A 22,987-nucleotide genomic window follows, 5' to 3' on the forward strand; every position below is an offset into this window, starting at 1 on the left:
CACCAACGGAGGAAAAACATGCTGACCAAACGTTCACTGCTGCTTGCGGCCGCGGCCATCGTCCCGCTGCTCGGCCTGTCCGATGCCGCCTCGGCCAAGGACGCCAAGAAGCTCGGCCTCGCCGTCGCCAATCTGCAGGCGGACTTCTTCAACCAGATCAAGCAGTCGGTCGAAGCCTATGCGAAGGAGAAGGGCATCGAGGTCATCACTGTCGACGCCAAGGGCGATTCGGCCACGCAGGTCAGCCAGGTGCAGGACCTCGTCACCCAGAACATCGACGCGCTGATCTATATCCCGGCCGGCGCCACCGCCGCGACGGTGCCGACCAAGACCGCGAAGGCCGCCGGCATCCCGGTGGTCAATGTCGACCGCAACGCCGACGGCGCGCCCGGCGACACCTTCATCGCTACCGACAGCGTCAACTCGGCCAAGGGCGTGTGCGACTACATCGCCAAGCAGGCCGGCGGCAAGGGCGAGATGGTGATCATCCATGGCCAGAAGGGCACGACGCCGGAAGTCGACCGCTCCAAGGGCTGCGGCGAGGCGCTCAAGGCCTATCCGGATATCAAGGTGGTCGGCGAGCTCTGGAGCGATCAGTGGCACCAGGACGAAGGCTTCAAGCTGGCGCAAGACCTGCTGCAGGCCCATCCGAACGTGTCGATCATCTTCGGCCAGGCCGACGCGCTGGCTCTGGGCGCCGCGCAGGCGGTCAAGGTCGCCAACCCCGACCACAAGGTCTGGATCGCCGGCTTCGACGGCGACGTTGCGGCGCTCAAGGCGCTGAAGGAGGGCGTGTTCGACGTGACCGCGACGCAGCAGACGCAAGGCATGGGCCGGCTCGCCGTCGACTCGGCGATCAAGATCGTGGCGGGCGAAAAGCTGCCGGCCGAGCAACTGCAGGACGCGACGCTGACCACCAAGGACAATGTCGCGCAATTCATCGAGAAGCATCCGTAAGGCGGCAACCGTTGAGAGAGCGCCACGATGTCCACTGAACCTCGCCAAAGCGAAAGCCCGCATAACGGGCTCTTCGTCAACGGCCTCTGCAAGAGCTACGGACCGGTGCAGGTCCTGGCCGATGCGAGCTTCGAGGTGCGGCCGGGCGAGGTCGTGGCGCTGCTCGGCGAGAACGGTGCCGGCAAATCGACGGTATCCAACATCATCGCCGGTTCGACCAAGCCCGATGCCGGCACCATCATCTGGCGGGGGAAGCCCTATTCCCCCGCCAATCCCGCCGCGGCCATCGAGGCCGGCGTCGGCATGATCCATCAGGAATTGAAGCTGCTGCCGGCCCTGTCGGTGGCGGAGAATGTCTATGTCGGGCGGCTGCCGATGCGGGGCGGCCGCATCGACCGGGCAACCATGAACGCGAAGGCCTCGGCGCAATTGAAGCGCCTCGGCCTCGACGTCTCGCCGGAGCGCAAGGTGCGCACGCTGCGCGTCGCGGCACAGCAGCAGGTGGAGATCGCCAAGGCGCTGACGCTGAATGCCGAGCTTCTGATCCTCGACGAACCGACCGCCGCGCTCGGCGGCGAGGAGACGGAGCTGCTGTTCAAGCAAATCCGCAAGCTCAAGGCCGAAGGCATGTCCTTCATCTATATCAGCCACCGGCTGGACGAGATCGCTCAGATCGCCGACCGTGTGGTGGTAATGCGCGACGGCCGCATCGTCGCCCGGCACGAGCGCGCCGACATCCCGGTGCGCACGGTCGTCGAGCAGATGGTCGGACGCAGCGTCGAACGCATGTTCCCGAAGCTGTCGGCGCCGGGTACCGAGACAGTGCTCGAAGTCGAGAACCTGTCCTCGCCGGAGCGCAGCTTCAACAATGTTTCGTTCGCGGTGAAATCGGGCGAAATCCTGGGCATCGCCGGGCTGATCGGCGCCGGCCGCACCGAACTGGTCAGGGCGATCGCCGGCGCCGATCCAATCTCGTCCGGCGCGGTGCGGGTCGCGGGCCAGCCTGTTCATCTCAGCGGCCCCGCGGCGGCGATCAGGGCCGGCGTCGTGCTGGTGCCGGAGGACCGCAAGGAACAGGGCGTCGTATTGGAGCAGACGATCGGCGAGAACCTCGCCATCGGCAATTTCGATCATGTCGCACCGAAGGGCTGGGTGTTTCCCAAAGCGGTTCAGAGGTTCGCCGAGGCCGGCATATCGAGGCTCGGCGTCAAGGGTCGGCCGAACCAGGCGGTCTCAAAACTTTCCGGCGGCAACCAGCAGAAGGTGATCATCGCCAAATGGGTGTCGCGGCCGCCCAAGGTGTTCATCCTCGATGAGCCGACGCGCGGCATCGACGTTGGCGCCCGCGCGGCGATCTACGACGTCATCGCCGACCTTGCCCGCTCGGGCATGGCCGTGGTGGTGGTGAGCTCGGATCTCGAGGAGGTGCTGGGGCTTTCGCACCGGGTTCTGGTGCTGAGCCGCGGCCGCCAGCGCGGCATCCTCGATCGCGACGAAGCAAGCAATGTCGCCGTGATGGAACTCGCCACGAGCTGAGGGCACGGCAGATGGGAATAAAGCGCAGCAGGTGATAGCCTCCCAAGCACCGGACCGCGCGGGGCGCCAGCAGGGCTGGCGCCCCTTCTTTCAGGGAGAGGGAGAAAGATGAAACTGTTCGATATTGATGGCGACGTGGCGCTGGTGACGGGCGCCGGCAGCGGCATCGGTCAAGCGATCGCCATCGGTTTGGCGGAAGCCGGCGCCGATGTCGCCTGCTTCGGCCACAGCTCGAAGGGCGGGCTGGAAGACACGGCCGACAAGATCAGGGCGCTCGGCCGCAAGGCGCTGGTGCTGACCGGAACTGTCACATCGCAGAGCGATCTCGCGGCAGCGGTCGAACGCGTCGAAAAGGAACTCGGCGCGCTGACGATCGCGGTCAACAATGCCGGCGTCGCCGGTGCCGAACCCGCCGAGACGCTGCCGATGGAGAAGTGGCAGAAGCTCTACGACGTCAATGTCAGCGGCGTGTTCCTGTCCTGCCAGGCCGAGGCGCGCGTCATGCTGCCCCGCCGCAAAGGCTCTATCATCAACATCGCCTCGATGTCCGGCTCGATCGTCAACCGCGGCCTGACGCAGGCGCACTATAATTCGTCCAAGGCGGCGGTGATCCACATGTCGAAGAGCCTCGCCATGGAGTGGGCCGATCGCGGCCTGCGCGTCAATGTGGTGAGCCCCGGCTACACGCTGACGCCGATGAACAAGCGGCCGGAGGTCGCCGAGCAGGTCAAGATCTTCGAGCGCGACACGCCGATGGGCCGCATGGCGAGGCCTGAGGAAATGGTCGGGCCGACCGTGTTCCTGGCGAGCCGGGCCGCGAGCTTCGTCACCGGCATCGACCTCATCGTCGATGGCGGCTTCGTCTGCTGGTAGGAGAAAGAAAAAGTGCAGAAGCGTTTCGAAGGAAAGACGGCAATCGTCACAGGCGCCAGCGGCGGCATCGGTGCGGCCATGGCGAGGCGTTTCGCGGCGGAAGGTGCGGCGGTCGTGATCAGCGCCATTGATCCGCGCGTCGACGAGGTCGCCGCCGGCCTGAAGGCTGCGGGCGCGAAGGTCGCCTCGATGCGCATGGACGTGACGAAGAAGGACGAGGTCGAAGCGCTTTACGATCTCGCGGAGAATGAATTCGGTCGGGTCGACATTTCGGTGCAGAACGCCGGCGTCATCACCATCGCCAAAATCGAGGCGATGACGGAATCCGAGTGGGACAAGGTGATGGCGGTGAACACGAAAGGCGTGTTCCTGTGCTGCCAGGAAGCGATCGCGCGCATGCGCAAGCACGGCCAAGGCGGCCGGCTGATCAACACCGCGTCCGGCCAGGCGCGGCAGGGTTTCATCTACACGCCGCATTACGCGGCGTCGAAATTCGGGGTTGTCGGCATCACGCAGAGCCTGGCCAAGGAAGTGGCCAAGGAAAAGATCACCGTCAATGCCATCTGCCCCGGCATCATCGACACCGACATGTGGGCCTATAACGACACCGCATGGGGCAAGCTGCTCGGCGACTACAAGCCGGGCGAGCTGATGGCGGAATGGGTGAAGAACATCCCGATGGGCCGCGCCGGCAGCGGCGAAGACGTCTCAGGCCTCGTCAGCTTTCTCGCCAGCGATGACGCGGCCTACATCACTGGACAGACCATCAATGTCGACGGCGGCCTGATCATGTCGTGAGAAGGCCTGCGATGCGTTGAGTGACCGCGGCGCCAGCCTCACTGCGACCCAGGCAGCCGGGTCGCGACAGCCGATTTCATCGCCGGTTCTGCGACATAAGACGGCTTGCCGCCGTGATTGCGCTCCTGTATCGCCACCGAATATGTTCACCTCGAGTGAAATAAATCGGCGGAAAGTTGAGGGCGCCATGGCGAAGAAGACGACCGACACCAAGCCTTCCAGCGCTAGCGCCCAAGCCAAGCCGTTGCCGAAGAGCGTCTCGGCGGACGGGCGAACCGTGCGAACCATCCGCGCGCCGCTGACGCAGAATCCGCACGCCGTCCGCGACACGCGCGAGAAAGTGCTGGAGGTGGCGATCGGCCATGAGGTGCGCGCCTTCCGCAAGAAGCTGGGCATCACCGTCGCCGATCTCGCGGCCGCCACCGACATTTCGTTGGGCATGCTGTCGAAGATCGAGAACGGCATCACCTCGCCGTCGCTAACCACGCTGCAGGCGCTGTCGCGGGCGCTCGGCGTGCCGGTCACCGCCTTCTTCCGCCGCTTCGAGGAAGAGCGCGCCGCCGTCTTCGTCAAGGCCGGCGAAGGCGTCGACGTCGAGCGGCGCGGCACACGCGCCGGCCACCAGTACAATCTGCTTGGACATATCGGCGCCAACACCAGCGGCGTGGTGGTGGAGCCCTATCTGATCACGCTGACCGAGGACTCCGACGTGTTCCCGACCTTCCAGCATGCGGGTATGGAGTTCCTCTATATGCTCGAGGGCGAGGTCGTATACCGGCACGGCAGCAATCTCTATCCGATGAAGCCGGGCGACAGCCTGTTCTTCGATGCCGATGCGCCGCATGGGCCGGAAGAACTGACACAGCTGCCGATGCGCTATCTCTCCATCATCTGCTATCCGCAGAACAGCACGACCTGACCAACCCGAACCCGGACATCGTTCGGTGACGCATTCGTCGAAGGTCCGACCTCGCGAAGCATTTCCGTGGCATTTCCACCAGCTCGTGCCGGCGTTGTGCCGTCCGCGGTAATTTTCCTGCAGGCAAATAGTTTTATCCACAGGCAATCCTGCGGCGGACCCCCAAACCGTTTACCGAACGGAAAACCGGCTTGACAACTTCGCGGTTCGGGCAGAACTTATGAAAAAAATTTCACTCTGTTGAAAGAGTGGACGCCCGGTCGATTGCGGGGCCGGACGTCGAGAAAAGGGGAAAAACCGATGTCCGACCTTAAGCAGCGCATCGAAGCGCTGTACCGTTCCGACGTGCGCGGATCCGTGCTCCTGATCGTCTGCCTTTGGGCGACGATCCTCTTCGTCCTCTTGATGACCTGGGCCTACATCCCCGACAGCGGGATCAAGCTCGTGGTGGTGATCGCCGCGGCCGCGGTGCTGATCTTCAACACCGCCGCCATCCTGGCGATGCTCAACCACTACAAGGAAGACAAGGATTTCATCTACGGCCTCGACATCAAGAACGCCGATGCGTTCCGCAACCGCCAGTCCTGAAGGGAGAAAGCATGTCCCGCTACATTCCGCCGGAGCAGAGCAAGGCCGGTCAGGTCTTCGACATCGCCGTCGTCGTCGTCGCCATTTTCGTGGCGCTTTGGTTGCCGCTGAAACTCGGCCTCGCGGGTGCTGCGAAATCGATCGACGTGCTCGACGCCAAGACCTGGGAAGCGCTCGGCCAGAACGCGACCATGGCCTCAATCTGGGAAAAGCTCGGCTACACGCCGGAGACCGCCCACGACATCATCCAGAACCGCTTCCATTACATCATCGACTGGCCGACGCTGATCATCATGGCGGTGGTGCTGATCGCCTATTTCGTCTTCATGTTCCGCGCCTCCGATCGCGAATATCGCGAGGTGATCAACGAGAAGTTCGACGGCAAGTAACCCGGGAACACGATCATGTGGATGACAGTCTCTTACGCATGCTGGGGCATCTCGATCCTGCTCGCGCTGTGGATGCTCTACGACTGGTTCAAGGTCGACACGACCTATTCCGAGGAGACGCTGACCTCCTCGCGCGAAGGCGAGCTTGAAGCCGTCTCCGAAAAGCACCGGATCTGAGTGGAGCCTCACCAATGACAGTCGCGGTTGAAACGAGAGAAACGGTGGTCCACGGCGACCGGGTCTCACTGCTACGCGTGCTTGGCCCCGCCCATGTCTGGGCGCTCGGCGTCGGCATCGTGCTGGTCGGCGAGTTCACAGGCTGGAATTTTGCCGCCGACAAGGGCGGCGCGCTCGCCGCGCTGATCGTCTGCTGGATCGTCGGCCTGCTCTACACCTCGGTCGCCATGATCGATTCCGAGGTGACGTCCACCGTCGCCGCCGCCGGCGGCCAGTACGCGCAGGCCAAGCACATCGTCGGGCCACTGATGGCTTTCAACGTCGCGCTGTTCCTGGTCTTTGCCTACACGATGCTCGAAGTCTCGGATGCGATCCTGCTCGGCGACACCATCGTTGCCAAAGCAGGTGTCGAGGGATTGACCCACAATTCCTTCATCGCCGCCACCATCGTCGTGCTGGCATGGCTCAACTATCGCGGCGTGCTGATGACGCTCAACGTCAACTTCGTCATCACGGCGATCGCCTATATCTCGATCGTCATCCTGTTCTTTTCGGTCAGTCCATGGACGCAAGGGGCGGTGCTGAAGCTCAACGAACTGGTCACTCCCGGCAACGCGCTGCCCTATGGCTGGATCGGCGTGATCGCCGCCTTCCAGTTCGGAATCTGGTACTATCTCGGCATCGAGGGCACCACGCAAGCGGCCGAGGAAGTGCGCTCGCCGGCGCGTTCCCTGCCCTATGGCACGATGGCCGGCATGATCACGCTTCTGATCGCCGCCGCCATGACCTGGTATGTCTGCGCCTCGCTGATGCCGTGGGAATATCTCGGCATCACCTATTATCCGCTCTGGGACGCCGGCAAGCTGACCGGCAGCCCGCTGCTCGAGAACCTGCTCTTCATCGCGACGCTGCTTGCAGCCCTTGCCTCGGCCAATGGCTGCATCAATGACGCCGCCCGCGCCTGGTTCTCGCTCGGCCGCGACCGCTACCTGCCGAGCTGGTTCTCGGCGGTGCATCCGAAGTATCGCACGCCCTATCGGTCGATCCTGTTCCTGCTGCCGATCGCGCTGGCCTTCGCCTTCATCGCCGATCTCAACCAGGCGATCACCTTCTCGATCCTGTCGGGCGTGCTGCAATACACCTTCATGAGCATCAACATCATGATGTTCCGCAAGAAGTGGCCGCTCGGCTCGATCCGCCGCGGCTACACGCATCCCTTCCATCCGCTGCCGGCGATCGTGCTGTTCTGCCTGTGCGTGGTGACCTTCTTCGCCATCTTCCTCGGCTTCGGCTCGCAGCTGATCGCGATGATCGCCTTCTACTTCCTGATCTCGCTGTGGTTCCACTTCTACCGCTACAAGTTCGTGCGCCGCGGCGACCAGTTCACCATGCCCTGGCCGAAGCCGCAGGGCTATTGAACGGAAAAAGACCCGCCGCCAGGCGGCGGGTCTTGGCGTGTCGAGATGTCTGAGTTGACGTCAGTCTTGTTTGCCGGGGCGATCGTATTTGCGGTCGTCCTTCACCTTGCCTGGCTTGCGCGCTCCAGCCGCAACAGGGCCAGGGCGGCGCTCGCCAAAGACGAGGCCGCCGTTCGCGCCGTCATTCGCGACGCGATCGACGTCTCCGACGGCACGGCCGGCGTCGCTACCTGGGCGGGTTCGCATAACGGCGAGCGCGCGCAGGTGCGCACCATCGTCGACACGCTCGCAACCAGGAAGCTTCCCACGCGCTGGCTCAGCGTGTCGATCACCGAGCCTGTCGCGGTGCCCGGTGTTTTCGATATGATGATGCGGCCGGGATCGCCGACGACCTTCTCCAATTTCGACCATCTCGAACACACCCTTCCGAAGACGGTGGCGTTCCCCGACGAGGCGGTGCTGCGGACAAACCGCAAAGGCGTCGTCTTCCCGCAGGAGGTGATCGCCGCGCATGCCGGGATCTTTGCCGAAGGCCACGCCAAGGAATTGCTGATCACGCCGAAGGGCGTGCGCATCGTGTGGCTGCTGGCCCAGGCCGATCGGGCGCGCTACGGTGTGTTCCGGCAAGCCGCTTTCGGCGACGCGAGGCTCGATCCGGCATTGATCGGAAAACTGCTCGGAGCCGCAGCCTCGGTTCGCGACGCGATCAACCAGTGCGAGAGGCAGGCCGCATGAGCAACGCCACCGAACCCGCCGCCCGGCCTTCGAACCCTTATCTTGTGCTGGCCTCCGCGATCGCCCTGCCGGGCAGCGGACATGTCATGCTCGGCTTGCCGGCGCGGGGCCTGCAGTTCCTGTTCTTCATGGTGATCCTCGGCTGGGTCACAACCAAGGTGGCGCCGGCGGATGCCAGCTTCATCGGTCGCCATGCCGGCGGGTTCCTGATCTATGCGCTGTCGATCCTCGATGCCTACAGGATAGCGCGCGTTCGCCACGCGATATGGGCCCACGGCCATCCCGACGGCGACAACGCTACAGGCGGCGCGAGAACGGAAATATAATCAGAGGAAAATTTCTTTCATGCCATTGAATTCGCGGATCTCATTCGGTACACCATCTGGAAGCCACAAACGTCGGAGGCTGACATGTGCGGAATCGTCGGACTTTTCCTCAAGGACAAGACGCTGGAGCCGAAGCTCGGCGCGATGCTGTCGGAGATGCTGATCTCGCTCAGCGACCGCGGTCCGGACAGCGCCGGCATTGCCATCTATGGCGCGGCGACCGGCAATGAGGCCAAGATCACCGTGCAGTCGCCGAAACCCGAGCGCGATTTCCGCGGCCTCGACGTCGAGCTCGCCAAGGGGGTCGGCGCGCCGGTGAGCGTCGCGGTGAAGTCGACGCATGCGGTTATCCGCACCACGCCCGACAAGGTCGACGCCGCGCGTGAGGCGCTGCAGTCGCTTCGGCCCGATATCCGCATCATGGGTGCCGGCGAAGCGGTCGAGATCTACAAGGAAGTCGGCCTGCCGGAAGCCGTCGTCCATCGCTTCGACGTGCGCTCGATGACCGGCACACATGGTATCGGCCACACCCGCATGGCGACGGAATCGGCGGTCACTACGATGGGCGCGCATCCCTTCTCGACCGGCGCCGACCAGTGCCTGGTGCACAACGGTTCGCTCTCCAACCACAACAATGTCCGCCGCGAGCTGGTGCGCGAAGGCATGACCTTCGAGACGGAGAATGATACGGAAGTGGCGGCCGCCTATCTCTCCAACCGGATGGCGCGTGGCAAGAATCTCGGCGAGGCACTCGAAGGCACGCTCTCCGACCTCGACGGCTTTTTCACCTTCGTCGTCGGGACCAAGAACGGTTTCGGCGTTGTGCGCGATCCGATTGCCTGCAAGCCGGCCGTGATGGCCGAGACCGACCAGTATGTCGCGTTTGGCTCGGAATATCGCGCGCTCACCAAATTGCCCGGCATAGACAATGCGAGGGTCTGGGAGCCGGAGCCTGCAACGGTCTATTTCTGGGAGCATTGAGTTCATGCCTGCAACACCCATGCCGAAGGCGCAGCGCGAGCAAGGCCATGCGAGGGTCTTCGACCTCGCTGAACAGTCGCTGCGCGAGCTGAACCAGGCGCTTCATCAGCTGACCCCCGGCTCGAACGAGACCGCCTGGGAAGTGCTCAACCCGAAAGGCAGCCATTCGGTCGCCGTCGGCGTCGACCGGCCGATCAGCATCGATGTGCGCGGCAGCGTCGGCTATTACTGCGCCGGCATGAATGACGGCGCCGCGATCACCGTGCATGGCTCGGCCGGCCCCGGCGTCGGCGAGAACATGATGTCCGGCTCGATCGTGGTCAAAGGCGATGCCAGCCAGTATGCCGGCGCCACCGGCCGCGGCGGCCTCTTGGTCATCGAGGGCAATGCTTCCTCGCGCTGCGGCATCTCGATGAAGGGCATCGATATCATCGTGCACGGCAATATCGGCCACATGTCGGCCTTCATGGCGCAGTCCGGCAATCTGGTGGTGCTGGGCGATGCCGGCGACGCGCTGGGCGATTCCATCTATGAGGCGCGGCTCTTCGTGCGCGGCAAGGTCGAAAGCCTGGGTGCCGACTGCATCGCCAAGGAGATGCGGCCCGAGCATATCGAACTGCTGCAGGGCCTGCTCGACAAGGCCGGCGTCACCGACGTCGAGGCTTCGGAGTTCAAGCGCTACGGCTCGGCCCGGAAGCTCTACAATTTCAATATCGACAACGCCGACGCGTATTGAGGCAAGATGACCTACCGCAACCCGCCAACGACGCCACGCAAGTCCGCGACCTTCGACGACTACACGCTTTCCGAAATCCGCCGCGCGGCCGCGACCGGCATCTATGACATCCGCGGCGCCGGCGCCAAGCGCAAGCTGCCGCATTTCGACGACCTCCTGTTCCTCGGCGCCTCGATCTCGCGCTATCCGCTTGAAGGCTATAGGGAGCGCTGCGACACCAGCGTGGTGCTGGGCTCGCGCCACGCCAAAAAGCCGATCGAGCTGAAGATCCCGATCACCATCGCCGGCATGAGCTTCGGCTCGCTCTCCGGTCCGGCCAAGGAAGCGCTCGGCCGAGGCGCGACGCTTTCCGGCACCTCGACCACTACCGGCGACGGCGGCATGACCGAGGAAGAGCGCGGCCATTCGAAGACGCTGGTCTACCAATACCTGCCGTCGCGCTACGGCATGAACCCGCGTGACCTGCGCCGTGCCGACGCGATCGAAGTTGTCGTCGGACAGGGCGCCAAGCCCGGCGGCGGCGGCATGCTGCTGGGACAGAAGATCTCCGACCGCGTCGCCGAGATGCGCACGCTGCCCAAGGGCATCGACCAGCGCTCGGCCTCGCGCCATCCCGACTGGACCGGCCCGGACGATCTCGAGATCAAGATCCTGGAGCTGCGCGAGATCACCGACTGGGAGAAGCCGATCTACGTCAAGGTCGGGGGCGCCCGTCCTTATTACGACACCGCGCTTGCGGTGAAGGCCGGCGCCGACGTCGTCGTGGTCGACGGCATGCAGGGCGGCACCGCCGCGACCCAGGAAGTATTCATCGAGAACGTCGGTCAGCCGACGCTCGCCTGCATCAGGCCGGCGGTGCAGGCGCTGCAGGACCTCGGCATGCACCGCAAGGTGCAGCTGATCGTCTCCGGCGGCATCCGCAACGGCGCCGATGTCGCCAAGGCGCTGGCGCTCGGCGTCGACGCGGTGTCGATCGGCACCGCCGCACTCGTGGCGCTTGGCGACAACGACCCGCGCTGGGAGACGGATTACAACGCGCTCGGCACCACGGCCGGCGCCTATGACGACTGGCACGAAGGCAAGGACCCGGCCGGCATCACCACGCAGGATCCCGAGTTGATGAAGCGCGTCGATCCGATCGCCGCCGGTCGGCGGCTCGCCAACTACTTGAAGGTGATGACGCTCGAGGCTCAAACCATTGCCCGCGCCTGCGGCAAGAACAGCCTGCACAATCTCGAGCCCGAGGACCTGGTCGCGCTCAGCATCGAAGCAGCCGCCATGGCCGGCGTGCCGCTTGCCGGCACCAACTGGATACCGGGGAAGAACGGCTTCTAGGACACACCATCCAGGATCACATAAGCGAGGAACTATAATGGGGAACGATCTCGCCGCATTCGCCAAGGAGAACGGCGTCAAATACTTCATGATCTCCTACACCGACCTGTTCGGCGGGCAGCGTGCCAAGCTGGTGCCGGCGCAGGCGATCGCCGACATGCAGAAGGACGGCGCCGGATTTGCCGGCTTCGCCACGTGGCTCGATCTCACGCCGGCGCACCCCGACATGCTGGCGGTGCCGGATCCGGATTCGGTGATCCAGCTGCCGTGGAAGCCGGAGGTAGCCTGGGTGGCGGCCACGTGCGTGATGGACGACAAGCTCGTCGACCAGGCGCCGCGCAACACGTTGAAGCGGCTGATCGAAGAGGCCGCCCGCGACGGCATGCATGTCAAGACCGGCATCGAGGCCGAGTTCTTCCTGATCTCGCCGGACGGCAGCGCTATCTCCGACCAGTACGACACGGCGTCGAAACCCTGCTACGACCAGCAAGCGGTGATGCGTCGCTATGACGTGATCGCCGAGATCTGCGACCATATGCTGGCGCTGGGCTGGGGTCCGTACCAGAACGACCATGAGGACGCCAACGGCCAGTTCGAAATGAACTGGACCTTCGATCACGCGCTGGCGACCGCCGACAAGCACTCTTTCTTCAAGTTTATGGTCAAGTCAGTTGCGGAAAAGCATGGGCTGCGCGCGACTTTCATGCCCAAGCCCTTCCAGGGCCTGACCGGCAATGGCTGCCATGCGCACATCTCGGTGTGGGACGAGACCGGCAAGACCAATGTCTTCGCCGACAATTCGGAGGAGCTCGGCCTGTCCGCCAAGGGCAGGAACTTCCTCGGCGGCATCATGAAGCATGCTTCGGCACTTGCCGCGATCACCAATCCGACGGTCAACTCCTACAAGCGCATCAACGCGCCGCGCACCATTTCGGGCGCCACCTGGGCGCCAAACACGGTGACCTGGACCGGTAACAACCGTACCCACATGGTGCGCGTGCCGGGACCGGGCCGCTTCGAGCTGCGTCTGCCGGACGGCGCCGCCAATCCCTATTTGCTGCAGGCAGTGATCATCGCTGCCGGCCTCGACGGCATCCGCTCGAAGGCCGATCCCGGCAAGCGCTACGACATCGACATGTACCAGTTCGGTCATACCGTGACGGATGCGCCGAAACTGCCGCTCAACCTGCTCGATGCGCTGCGTGAGTTCGACAAGGACAAATCGCTGAAGGCGGCGCTGGGTGAGGAATTTTCGTCGGCATATCTAAAGCTGAAGCAACAGGAATGGAATTCCTATGCTTCGCACTTCACGCAGTGGGAGCGCGACCACACGCTGGACATCTAAAGCCCGTCGGCCGTGCAATCCGATGCGATAGAGAAGAGTCGGCGTGGGCGAGCGGCCTCGGAATGATTTCATGAAATACTCGATCTTCTCGCTCGCCCGTGCCGCCCTCTCCGGCCACAAGACCTGGAAGCCGACCTGGCGGGATGCGGCTCCGAAGGATCGCTACGACGTGGTGATCATCGGCGGCGGCGGGCACGGGCTGGCGACCGCCTGGTTCCTCGCCAACGAGTTTGGCATCCGCAACGTTGCGGTGCTGGAGAAGGGCTGGATCGGCTCCGGCAATGCCGGCCGCAACACCACCATCATCCGCTCCAATTACGGCCTGCCCGGCAACACCGGCTTTTACGAATTGTCGATGAAGCTGTGGGAGCGGATGGAGCAGGATTTGAACTACAACGCGATGGTCAGCCAGCGCGGCGTCATCAACCTCTACCATTCCGACCCGCAGCGCGACGCCTTTGCCCGACGCGGCAACACCATGCGCATCAACGGCATCGATGCCGAGCTGCTCGACCAGGCGGCGCTCAGGAAGATGATGCCGTTCCTGAACTTCGACAATGCGCGCTTCCCGGTGCAGGGCGGGCTGTTGCAGCGACGCGGCGGCACGGCACGTCACGATGCCGTGGTCTGGGGCTACGCGCACGCGGCGAGCGAGCTCGGCGTCGACATCATCCAGAACTGCGAAGTCACCGGCTTCATGCGCGACACCAACGGCAAGGTCTCCGGCGTCGAGACCTCGCGCGGCCGGATCGGCGCCGGCAAGGTCGGCATGGCGGTCGCGGGCAGTTCCTCACGCGTCGCGGCGATGGCCGGACTGCGCCTGCCGATCGAGAGCCATGTACTGCAGGCCTTCGTCTCCGAAGCGATCAAGCCGCTCCTGCCCAACGTCATGACCTTCGGCGCCGGGCATTTCTATGTCAGCCAGTCGGACAAGGGCGGGCTGGTGTTCGGCGGCGACATCGACGGCTACAACTCCTATGCCCAGCGCGGCAATCTGCCTGTCGTGGAGGATGTTTGCGAAGGCGGCATGGCGCTGATCCCGATGATCGGCCGCGTGCGGCTTCTGCGCCAGTGGGGCGGCATCATGGACATGTCGATGGACGGCTCGCCGATCATCGACAAGAGCCCGGTCGACGGCCTCTATCTCAATGCCGGCTGGTGCTATGGCGGCTTCAAGGCGACGCCTGGCTCCGGCTTCGTCTTTGCTCATCTCATCGCCCGCGATCAATCGCACAAGGAAGCCGCCCGCTTCCGCCTCGACCGGTTCCAGCGCGGCGCCATGATTGACGAGAAGGGCCAGGGCGCCCAACCAAACCTCCATTGAAGACCCGACCATGCGCATAGTCTGTCCCTTCTGCGGCGAACGCGAACTCGGCGAGTTCACCTATCTCGGCGACGCCAAGCCGCAGCGCCCGCCTGCCGATGCCGGTGAAGACGCCGTCTACGACTACGTCTACCTGCGCGACGACATCGCCGGTCTGATGAGCGAGCATTGGTATCACGGCGGCGGCTGCCGGGCTTGGCTGAAGGTCAAGCGCAACACGCTGACGCATGAGATTTCGGCTGTCGAGCCGGCGGCGGGCGCCGGCTCCGCCAAGGTTGGTGCTTGATGCGCGGCAACCAGGCAAACCGTCTGCCCGCCGGTGGCCTTATCGACCGTTCGGCGCCGCTCAGCTTCCGCTTCGACGGTAAGACACTCTCCGGCTTCCAGGGCGATACGCTTGCCTCGGCGCTCGTCGCCAACGGCGTCAAGCTGGTCGGCCGCTCGTTCAAATATCACCGCCCGCGCGGCATCCTGACGGCGGGTTCGGAAGAGCCCAACGCTCTGGTCGAACTGCGCAGTGGCGCGAGGCGCGAGCCGAACACCAAGGCAACGACCGCCGAGCTCTATGAAGGGCTCGAGGCCGCCAGCCAGAACCGCTGGCCGTCGCTCAATTTCGACGTCATGGCGGTCAACCAGCTCTTCGCGCCGATTTTCGTCGCCGGCTTCTACTACAAGACCTTCATGTGGCCGGCGAAATTCTGGGAAGCGATCTACGAACCGGCGATCCGCCGCGCCGCCGGCCTCGGCCGCGCGGCGGGCATTCCCGATCCCGATCGCTATGACAAAGCATGGGCGCATTGCGACGTGGCGATCGCCGGCTCCGGCCCGGCCGGCCTCGCCGCCGCCGTTGCCGCCGCGCGCTGCGGCGCGCGCGTCATCCTGTGCGAGGAGGATTTTGTCCTCGGCGGGCGCTTGCTGGCCGATGGCGGTACGATCGACGGGCTGCCGGCGGCCGAATGGATTGCCCGTACCCTGGACGAACTCGCGGCGATGCCGGACGTTCGCATCATGACGCGCACGACGCTGTTCGGCGTCTATGACGGCGGTACCTATGGCGCGATCGAGCGCGTCAACGACCATCTGTCCCTACCGCCGGAGCATCAGGTGCGGCAGCGGCTTTGGCGTATCGCCGCCAAGCGCTGTGTCGTCGCGGCGGGCGCGATCGAACGTCCCATCGTCTTTGCCGGCAACGATAAGCCTGGCGTGATGATGGCGTCGGCCATGCGCAGCTACATCAACCGCTACGCCGCTGCACCGGCGCGACGCATTGCGCTGTTCACCAACAATGAGGATGGCTGGCGCACGGCGGAGGCTGCGATCGCAACCGGACTGCAGGTCGCTGCGGTGATCGATGGGCGGCCAGACGTTTCGCCGGCCCGTCGCTCGCTGGCCGGCAAGGGCGGCTTCCCGGTGCTCAACGGCTCAGTCAGTGGCGTCGACGGCGGCAAGAGCGGTGTGCGCAAGATTTCCGTGTCGCTGACCGGCGGCGCGCGCGCCGAAGTCGAGGCCGACGGGCTTGCCGTCTCCGGCGGCTGGAACCCGGTGGTCGGCCTCACCTCCTATCATCGCGGCCGGCCGAAATGGCGCGACGATATCGCCGCCTTCGTGCCGGACGGCGCGCCGCCCGGCATGGTGGCGGCAGGCGCGGCGAACGGCGCCTTCGGCCTTGGCGCCTGCCTGCGGGAAGGTTTCGAGGCAGGTGCGGCAGCGGCGCGCGATACGGGACGGAGCGGCAACGCCGGATCGGCGCCCCTCGCCGACGACGAGGCCTTTTCGCTGACGCCGCTCTGGCATGTCGCCGGCAAAGGCAAGGCCTTCGTCGACCAGCAGCATGACGTGACGGCGTCCGATGTCGAGCTGGCGCAGCGCGAGGGTTTCGAGTCGGTCGAGCATCTGAAGCGCTACACGACGCTCGGCATGGCGACCGACCAGGGCAAGACCTCGAATGTCGCCGGCCTCGCCATCATGGCGGCGGTGTCGGGTAAATCCATTCCCGAAACCGGAACGACGATCTACCGGCCGCCTTATGTGCCGGTCGCCATCGGCGCCTTCGCCGGTCACCATCGCGACGAGAATTTCCATGCGACGCGGCTGACGCCGTCGCATCACTGGGCGGCCGAACAGGGCGCGGTGTTCGTCGACACCGGCCTGTGGAAGCGCGCGCAATGGTATCCGTTGCCCGGCGAAAAAGACTGGCTGGAATCGGTGACCCGCGAGGTCAAGGCGGTGCGAAGCGGCGTCGGCTTCTGCGATGTCTCGACGCTGGGCAAGATCGACGTGCACGGCCCGGATGCCGGCGCCTTCCTGGACCGCGTCTATATCAACGCGTTCTCCAGCCTCGCAGTTGGCAAAGCGCGTTATGGACTGATGCTGCGCGAGGACGGTGTCGTCTATGACGACGGCACCACCTCGCGCCTGGCCAAGGACCATTATTTCCTCACAACCACGACCGCCAAGGCTGGGCTGGTGATGCAGCATCTCGAATTCTGCCGCCAGGTCCTATTCCCCGAACTCGACGTGCAGCTGACCTCGGTCTCAGACCAGTGGGCGCAATTCTCCATCGCCGGTCCGAAGACCCGCGATCTGATGAAGGAGATCGTCGATCCGGCCGAAGACCTGTCGAACGAAGGCTTTCCGTTCATGGGCGCGCGCGAAGTCAAGCTGCGCGGCGGCATCAAGGCGAGGCTGTTCCGGATCTCCTTCTCCGGCGAGATGGCGTTCGAGATTTCGGTGCCGGCGCGCTACGGCGAGGCTCTGGCGCGCAACCTGATGATCGCGGGAAAGCCGTTCGGCGTGACGCCTTACGGCACCGAGGCGCTCGGCGTGATGCGCATCGAAAAGGGCCATGTCGCCGGACCGGAGCTCAACGGCACCACAACGGCTGCCGATCTCGGTCTCGGCAAGATGATGTCGACCAAGAAGGATTTCATCGGCCGCGTCATGGCCGGCCGCGAAGCACTCGTCGCGCCGAACCGGCAGGTGGTCGTCGGCATCAAGCCGACCGACAAGGCGCGCCGCCTACGCTCCGGCGCGCACATCGTTCCCAAGGGCGAGACCCCCGGACCAGACAACGACCAGGGCTATATCACCTCGGTCTGCTTCTCACCGGTGCTCGACCAGTGGATCGGGCTCGGCCTCGTCGAGCGTGGCCGTGCGCGCATTGGTGAGATCGTGCGCGCTCATGATCCGCTGCGTGGCGAGGAGTACGATGTCGAGCTCTGCAATTCCGTCTTCTACGATCCGGATGGAGGGCGCCAGCGTGGCTGATTTTTCCTGGAACATCCGCAGCCCGCTCGAGCGCGCCCTGGTCGCCGGCCGTTGTGGCGCGCCGGGCGAAGCCGGCGTGTCGCTGACCGAGATCCGCAATTTCGACCTCGTTCAGGTGATGGCGCGTCGCGGCAAGGCGGCCGAGACGGTCAATGCCGCGAAGGCTCGCTTCGGCGTCGCCGCACCGGAAACACCCAAGGCGGCCGACACGGCCGACGCGACGCTGATCTGGTCAGGACCGGACCAGTTTCTGGTGCTGTCGAGAGGCGGCGGGCAAAGGATGGAGACCCTTGCCCGCGTGTTTGCCGGTTTGGCCTCGCTTTCCGATCAATCACATGCGCGCGCGTTGATCAGCGTTTCCGGCGACAAGGCGCGCACGATGCTGGCCAAGCTGTCGTCGATCGACCTGCACCCCGAAATATTCCCGGTCGGCACGGCAGCCGCCACCTCGATCGACCATACCAGCGTGACGCTCTGGCGCGGGAAGAACCGACAAGACGGCCAGGCCGTGTTCAACCTCTTGGTATTCGCAACCTTTGCCGAAAGCCTGTGGCATACGATGCTCGACTCGGCCGCGGAGTATGGCGTGACGGTCGCGCATTCCGAGGAATTGGCGTAGGCGCCTCGCCGAGCGCGCCGCGGCGGCGCGAGGCGTTCTTTCGATGCGCATCATCCGCCACCGGCTTTCGCCGATGGCGGATGATTCGAGGTTGCCACCTTCTTATTCCGCAGCCAGCGCCAGCTGCGGTCTTTCGATGCCTTCGACCTGTTCCGGCTCCTGCGCCTGCTCGCCTGTCTTGGCCTTCTTGGGCTCGCGGCCGAAGAACAGGGCATAGCCCGCCGGCAGCACCAGGATGGTGAGCACGGTGGCGACGAGGATGCCGCCCATCATGGCGTAGGCCAGAGGCCCCCAGAAGACGGCGCGCGAGATCGGGATCAGCGCAAGCACCGCGGTCAGCGCCGTCAGCATGATCGGGCGGAAGCGGCGCACCGCAGCGCCGACGATCGCTTCCGATCGATCCATGCCGGCGGCGATGTCCTGGTCGATCTGGTCGACCAGGATGATCGAGTTTCGCATGATGATGCCGAGCAGCGCGATGACGCCGAGGATGGCGACAAAGCCGAAGGGCGCGCCGCTGATCAGAAGGGCTGCCGCGGCACCGATGATGCCGAGCGGGCCGGTGGCCAGCACCAGCATCGACTTGCCGAAATGCTGCAGCTGGACCATCAGCAAGATGACGATGACGGCCAGCATGATCGGTGCCTTGGCGGCGATCGAGGCCTGGCTTTCGGCCGAGTCCTCCGCGCCGCCCTGGATCTCGATCTTGTAGCCGGGGGCAAGGCCGGCGCGCAGGTCCTTCATGTCGTTGTACATCTTGGTGACGACGTCGTTCGACTGCACGCCATCCGGCAACGTGGCGCGCACGCTGATGGTCGGCAGACGGTCGCGCCGCCACTCGATGCCCTGCTCCATCACGGGCACCACTTTCGCCACCTGGGACAGGGGCACGGAGCCGCCGAAGTCGGTCGGGATGTAGACGGAGTCGACCGAGGACAGCAGATGACGGGTCGCCTCCGGCTCGCGGGCGACGATCGAGACCGTCTCTTCGCCGTCGCGGAAATCGTCGAGCGGCGCACCGGACATGGTTGCCTGCAGCATCTGGCGAATGCGCTGCGATGTGACGCCTAGTGCCCGGGCTCGGTCCTGGTCGATCACCAGCTTCATCGCCGGCACCGGCTCCAGCCAGTCGTCATGGACGGCGCCGAGCAGCGGGTTTGCTTCGAACCTTGCCTTCACCTCGTCGGCGATGCGGCGCACCTCCTGGCGATCCGGCCCCATGATGCGCATTTGCACCGGCCAGCCGGTCGGCGGCCCGAGGAACAAACGATCGACCTTGGCGCGGATCGACGGGAAGTCCTTGGCGAGGATGCCTCGCATCTTGACGATCAGCCGCTCGCGCGCCGGCTCATCCTTGGCCATCACCAGAAGCTGGGCAAAGTTCGGATTGCGAAGCTGCTGGTCGAGCGGCAGGAAGAAGCGCGGAGCGCCCTCGCCGATATAGGTGGCGATGAAGCGCTTGTCCTGGTCGTCCATCATCTTCGCTTCGAGAGCCTTGGCTTGGTTCTCGACCTCCTTGATCGATGTACCTTCCGGCAGCCAGAGATCGACCAGGATTTCCGGACGTGACGACTGCGGGAAGAAGTTCTGCGGGATGAACTGGAAGGCCCAGAGGCTGGTGCCGAAAGTGACCAGCGTCATCGCCAGCACGATGATGCGGTGGCGCACGGCCCAGGTGACCGTCGCGCGCAGCCGCCGGTAGAAGCCGGTGTCGAAGACGTCGTGGTGGGTGCCGGCGTGCTTGCGCTGCTTCAGGATCATGTAGCCCAGCCAGGGCGTGAAATAGACCGCGACGAACCACGACACGACCAGTGCGATGCCGACGACATAGAACAGCGTGCGCACATATTCGCCCGCGGTGGAGGCCGCGAAGCCGACCGGGATGAAGCCCGCGGTGGTGATCAGCGTGCCGGTCAGCATCGGGAAGGCGGTCGAGGAATAGGCGAAGCTCGCCGCCTCGATCTTGACCAGCCCCTCCTCCAGCTTGCGCTCCATCATCTCGACGACGATCATGGCGTCGTCGACCAGCAGACCGAGCGCGATGATCAGCGCGCCGAGCGAGATGCGCTGCAGGTCGATGCCGATCTCGTACATGATGGCGAAGGTGGCGGCTAAAACCAGCGGGATGGCGATCGCGATCACCAGGCCGGAGCGCCAGCCGATCGACAGGAACGAGACGACGAGAACGATCAGCAACGCTTCGCCGAGCGCCTCCATGAATTCGTTGACGGCATCCTTGACCACCTCCGGCTGGTCGGAGATCTGGTCGACCGCAACGCCATAAGGCAGACCTTCTTCGAAGCGCTTGTAGGTCGCCTCGACATCCTTACCGACGTCCCTGACATTGAAGCCCTTGGCCATGACGACGCCGACCTGGACGCTTTCGTGGCCGTTGAAGCGGTACTTGCGCTCATAAGGGTCCTCGAGGCCGGAAGAGACCGTGGCGATGTCGCCAAGACGCGTCACCTGATTGCCGGCGCGCAGCCTCAGCTCGCGGATATCGGCGGCCTTGGTGACGTCGCCCTCGACCGAGATGCGAACCGAGCGCAAGCCGGTATCGACCGAGCCCGCCGGATCGACGGCGTTCTGCCCTTTCACGGCATTCTGCAGGTCAAGCACCGTCAGGCCGCGCTCGGCGAGCGCCTTGGAGGACACATCGATATAGATCTTCTCGGGCTGGTCGCCGATGATGACGGCCTTTTCGACGCCCGGCGTCGCCAGCAGCATGTCGCGCGCCTGAACGGCGAATTTCTTCAGCTCGGGATAGGTGAAGCCGTCGCCGCTGATCGAATGCAGCGTGATGAAGGTGTCGCCGAACTCGTCGTTGAAATAGGGGCCGAGCAGGCCCTGCGGCAGTTCGTTGGCGATATCGCCGACCTTCTTGCGCACCTGGTAGAAGGCATCCTTCACCTCCTCGGCGTTGGTGTCGCCCTTTACCTGGAGCGTGATGATGGCGCTGCCGGCGCGGGTGTAGGAGCGGACAAAGTCGAGATGCGGCGTCTCCTGCAGCTTGCGCTCGATCTTGTTGACGACCTGGTCTTCCATGTCCTGGATCGAGGCGCCCGGCCAGACTGCCTGCACGACCATGACGCGGAAGGTGAAGTCCGGGTCTTCCTTCTGGCCCATGCGCATCAGGCCGAGCGCGCCGGCCAGGATAATGAGGCCGAACAGGAAGCGCGCGATGTTCGGATGCCCGATCGCCCAGCGCGAGAGGTTGAAGGGACGCTTTTCAGTGCTGCTGTCCGTGGTCATGGCGCAGGTCCAGTCCAATTGGCGGCAAGGCAGCATGCCTTGCGGCTCATGAGTTCTCGGTGGGCTTCCGGGCGGCGAGCACCTCAAGCGGAGAGAGACTCGCAATCGCGCTCGACGCGGCCGTGGTGCGGGGGATACCAATGCCGCGTCTCGTCGATCGGGCGATTTCGCCGCCCGGAACCCATGCCCTGCCCGGCTCGCGGCTCACGGCAGCGAGGTCGGGAAAGGCGTTCTTTCGCCTGGTTAGCGCAGGCTGCTGGTGGCGGCGACGTCATCCTCCGCCGAGGCGGACTGCTGGGCGGCATCGCCGGAAGGCTTCACTTTCAGATTGTCGGTCATGAACTGTGTGCCGGCGGCCACCACCACGTCGCCCTGCTTCAAACCTTCGGCAACGGCAACGCCGTCGGCGGTGAAGTTCGCCACCTTGATCGGGCGCGGATGCACCGTGTCGGACGCGCGGTCGACCGTCCAGACGATGTGCTTGCCGTCCTTCTCAGCCATGGCGGTCAGCGGGATAGACACCAGCTGCGCCTTGCTGCCGACGGTCGCCGCGACATTGGCGGTCATGCCGAGCAGCACCCGCGGATCGTTGGGCAGCGACACCCGGACCGCAAAGGTGCGCGACTGCGGGTCGGCGCTGCCGGCCACCTCGCGGACCTTGCCGTCAAGGGTCAGCGCCTCGTCCGACCAGAAGCTCGCCTTGACCTCCTTGCCCGGCCGGAAGCCGGCGATGTCCATTTCCGGCACCGCGATCAGCACTTCCTTCTCGCCGTCGACGGCAACCGTCATGACCGGCGTGCCGGCGCCGACCACCTGACCGATATCGGCCGAGATGGCGGTGACGATGCCGGCCTTGCCGGCTTTGAGATCGGTGTAATGGACCTGGTTCTGCGCCTGGGCCAGGGTCGAACGGGCGGCATCGCGCGTCGCCACGGCCTGATCATAGCTCAGAACGGCCTGATCGAGCTGCGACTTAGGCGCGAAGTTCTTGGCATAGAGCTGCTCGGCGCGCTTCCTGGCGAGATCGACGGTCTCGACCTGCCGCTCGGCGGCGTCGAGGCTCGCCTCGGCGCTCTTCACCGACAGCTCGTAGTCGGAGGGGTCGACGCGGGCAAGCACGTCGCCCTCGTTCACATGCTGGCCGATGTCGACGAGACGCTCGGTGACCTTGCCGGCGATGCGGAAGCCGAGATTCATCTCGGTGCGGGCGCGCACTGAACCGGAATAGTCGAGCTGGCGCGTGGTCTCGGCCTCGCCGATCTCGACGACCTTCACCGGCCGGATGACTTCCTGGGCTTCCGCTTTCTTCTCTTGGCTGCAGCCGGCAAGCCCGAGCGCCGCGACAACGACGCCGACGACTGGGAGGCCCGCGGCCGGCAGCCTGCGGAGGATGGAACTGGACAAAGACACCT

21 protein-coding genes are annotated in these 22,987 nt (G+C 64.8%); 19 read left to right on the forward strand and 2 right to left on the reverse strand.

Annotated features, from left to right (window positions below):
* The first annotated feature begins 18 nt into the window (after window positions 1–18).
* The 19 genes from CK222_RS15630 to CK222_RS15720 all read left to right on the forward strand — a co-directional run bounded on the left by CK222_RS15630 (window position 19) and on the right by CK222_RS15720 (window position 18,323).
* Window positions 19–957 (forward strand): sugar ABC transporter substrate-binding protein, encoded by a 939-nt coding sequence (locus CK222_RS15630; RefSeq protein WP_095800947.1) that lies wholly within the window; start codon window positions 19–21, stop codon window positions 955–957.
* 27 nt (window positions 958–984) lie between these two features.
* Entirely contained in the window at window positions 985–2,493 is a 1,509-nt protein-coding gene (locus CK222_RS15635; protein WP_095800948.1) for a sugar ABC transporter ATP-binding protein, read from the forward strand.
* A gap of 108 nt (window positions 2,494–2,601) precedes the next feature.
* Complete coding sequence (locus CK222_RS15640) at window positions 2,602–3,366, forward strand: SDR family oxidoreductase (RefSeq protein ID WP_095800949.1); 765 nt, start codon at window positions 2,602–2,604, stop codon at window positions 3,364–3,366.
* 12 nt (window positions 3,367–3,378) lie between these two features.
* The gene (locus CK222_RS15645; protein WP_067327767.1) at window positions 3,379–4,164 is read left to right on the forward strand and encodes a glucose 1-dehydrogenase; all 786 of its coding nucleotides are present in this window, start codon (window positions 3,379–3,381) and stop codon (window positions 4,162–4,164) included.
* A gap of 187 nt (window positions 4,165–4,351) precedes the next feature.
* Window positions 4,352–5,083 (forward strand): helix-turn-helix domain-containing protein, encoded by a 732-nt coding sequence (locus CK222_RS15650; RefSeq protein ID WP_067327766.1) that lies wholly within the window; start codon window positions 4,352–4,354, stop codon window positions 5,081–5,083.
* Window positions 5,084–5,383: 300 nt separating this feature from the next.
* Window positions 5,384–5,671, forward strand: a complete 288-nt coding sequence (locus CK222_RS15655) for a hypothetical protein (protein ID WP_066988933.1) — start codon at window positions 5,384–5,386, stop codon at window positions 5,669–5,671.
* An 11-nt stretch (window positions 5,672–5,682) separates the two neighbouring features.
* Window positions 5,683–6,060 carry a hypothetical protein gene (locus CK222_RS15660; protein WP_095800950.1) on the forward strand — a complete coding sequence of 126 codons (378 nt, stop codon included), beginning with the start codon at window positions 5,683–5,685 and terminating at the stop codon, window positions 6,058–6,060.
* 15 nt (window positions 6,061–6,075) lie between these two features.
* Entirely contained in the window at window positions 6,076–6,237 is a 162-nt protein-coding gene (locus CK222_RS15665; protein WP_082953998.1) for a hypothetical protein, read from the forward strand.
* 14 nt (window positions 6,238–6,251) lie between these two features.
* Window positions 6,252–7,655, forward strand: a complete 1,404-nt coding sequence (locus CK222_RS15670) for an amino acid permease (RefSeq protein WP_067327764.1) — start codon at window positions 6,252–6,254, stop codon at window positions 7,653–7,655.
* 45 nt (window positions 7,656–7,700) lie between these two features.
* Window positions 7,701–8,390: a hypothetical protein gene (locus tag CK222_RS15675; RefSeq protein WP_095800951.1), complete on the forward strand. Its 690-nt coding sequence runs from the start codon at window positions 7,701–7,703 to the stop codon at window positions 8,388–8,390.
* Entirely contained in the window at window positions 8,387–8,716 is a 330-nt protein-coding gene (locus CK222_RS15680; protein WP_095800952.1) for a hypothetical protein, read from the forward strand. Before CK222_RS15675 ends, CK222_RS15680 begins: the two co-directional genes overlap by 4 nt.
* An 84-nt stretch (window positions 8,717–8,800) precedes the next feature.
* Window positions 8,801–9,697, forward strand: a complete 897-nt coding sequence (locus CK222_RS15685; RefSeq protein WP_095800953.1) for a glutamine amidotransferase family protein — start codon at window positions 8,801–8,803, stop codon at window positions 9,695–9,697.
* A gap of 4 nt (window positions 9,698–9,701) precedes the next feature.
* Window positions 9,702–10,433, forward strand: coding sequence for a GXGXG domain-containing protein (locus CK222_RS15690; RefSeq protein WP_176477652.1), 732 nt, complete (start codon window positions 9,702–9,704; stop codon window positions 10,431–10,433).
* A gap of 6 nt (window positions 10,434–10,439) precedes the next feature.
* A complete protein-coding gene (locus CK222_RS15695) occupies window positions 10,440–11,768 on the forward strand; it encodes an FMN-binding glutamate synthase family protein (RefSeq protein ID WP_066988947.1) in 1,329 nt (442 codons plus the stop codon).
* A gap of 37 nt (window positions 11,769–11,805) precedes the next feature.
* Entirely contained in the window at window positions 11,806–13,113 is a 1,308-nt protein-coding gene (gene glnT / locus CK222_RS15700) for a type III glutamate--ammonia ligase (protein WP_066988949.1), read from the forward strand.
* 70 nt (window positions 13,114–13,183) lie between these two features.
* Window positions 13,184–14,437, forward strand: coding sequence for a sarcosine oxidase subunit beta family protein (locus CK222_RS15705; RefSeq protein WP_095801121.1), 1,254 nt, complete (start codon window positions 13,184–13,186; stop codon window positions 14,435–14,437).
* 10 nt (window positions 14,438–14,447) lie between these two features.
* Window positions 14,448–14,723 (forward strand): sarcosine oxidase subunit delta, encoded by a 276-nt coding sequence (locus CK222_RS15710; RefSeq protein WP_095800955.1) that lies wholly within the window; start codon window positions 14,448–14,450, stop codon window positions 14,721–14,723.
* A complete protein-coding gene (locus tag CK222_RS15715; protein WP_095800956.1) occupies window positions 14,723–17,704 on the forward strand; it encodes a sarcosine oxidase subunit alpha in 2,982 nt (993 codons plus the stop codon). Before CK222_RS15710 ends, CK222_RS15715 begins: the two co-directional genes overlap by 1 nt.
* On the forward strand, window positions 17,697–18,323 hold the full coding sequence (locus tag CK222_RS15720) for a sarcosine oxidase subunit gamma family protein (protein WP_095801122.1): 627 nt from the start codon (window positions 17,697–17,699) through the stop codon (window positions 18,321–18,323). The genes CK222_RS15715 and CK222_RS15720 overlap by 8 nt, the downstream gene beginning before the upstream one ends.
* A gap of 102 nt (window positions 18,324–18,425) precedes the next feature.
* Here the strand turns inward: CK222_RS15720 and CK222_RS15725 are convergent, their stop codons facing one another.
* Together CK222_RS15725 and CK222_RS15730 are read right to left on the reverse strand one after the other, a co-directional pair.
* Window positions 18,426–21,575: an efflux RND transporter permease subunit gene (locus CK222_RS15725; protein ID WP_095800957.1), complete on the reverse strand. Its 3,150-nt coding sequence runs from the start codon at window positions 21,573–21,575 to the stop codon at window positions 18,426–18,428.
* Window positions 21,576–21,818: 243 nt separating this feature from the next.
* The gene (locus tag CK222_RS15730) at window positions 21,819–22,985 is read right to left on the reverse strand and encodes an efflux RND transporter periplasmic adaptor subunit (RefSeq protein ID WP_095800958.1); all 1,167 of its coding nucleotides are present in this window, start codon (window positions 22,983–22,985) and stop codon (window positions 21,819–21,821) included.
* Window positions 22,986–22,987: the final 2 nt, after the last annotated feature.

Source organism: Mesorhizobium sp. WSM3866, from assembly GCF_002294795.1.
In the GTDB taxonomy this organism is placed as follows: domain Bacteria; phylum Pseudomonadota; class Alphaproteobacteria; order Rhizobiales; family Rhizobiaceae; genus Mesorhizobium.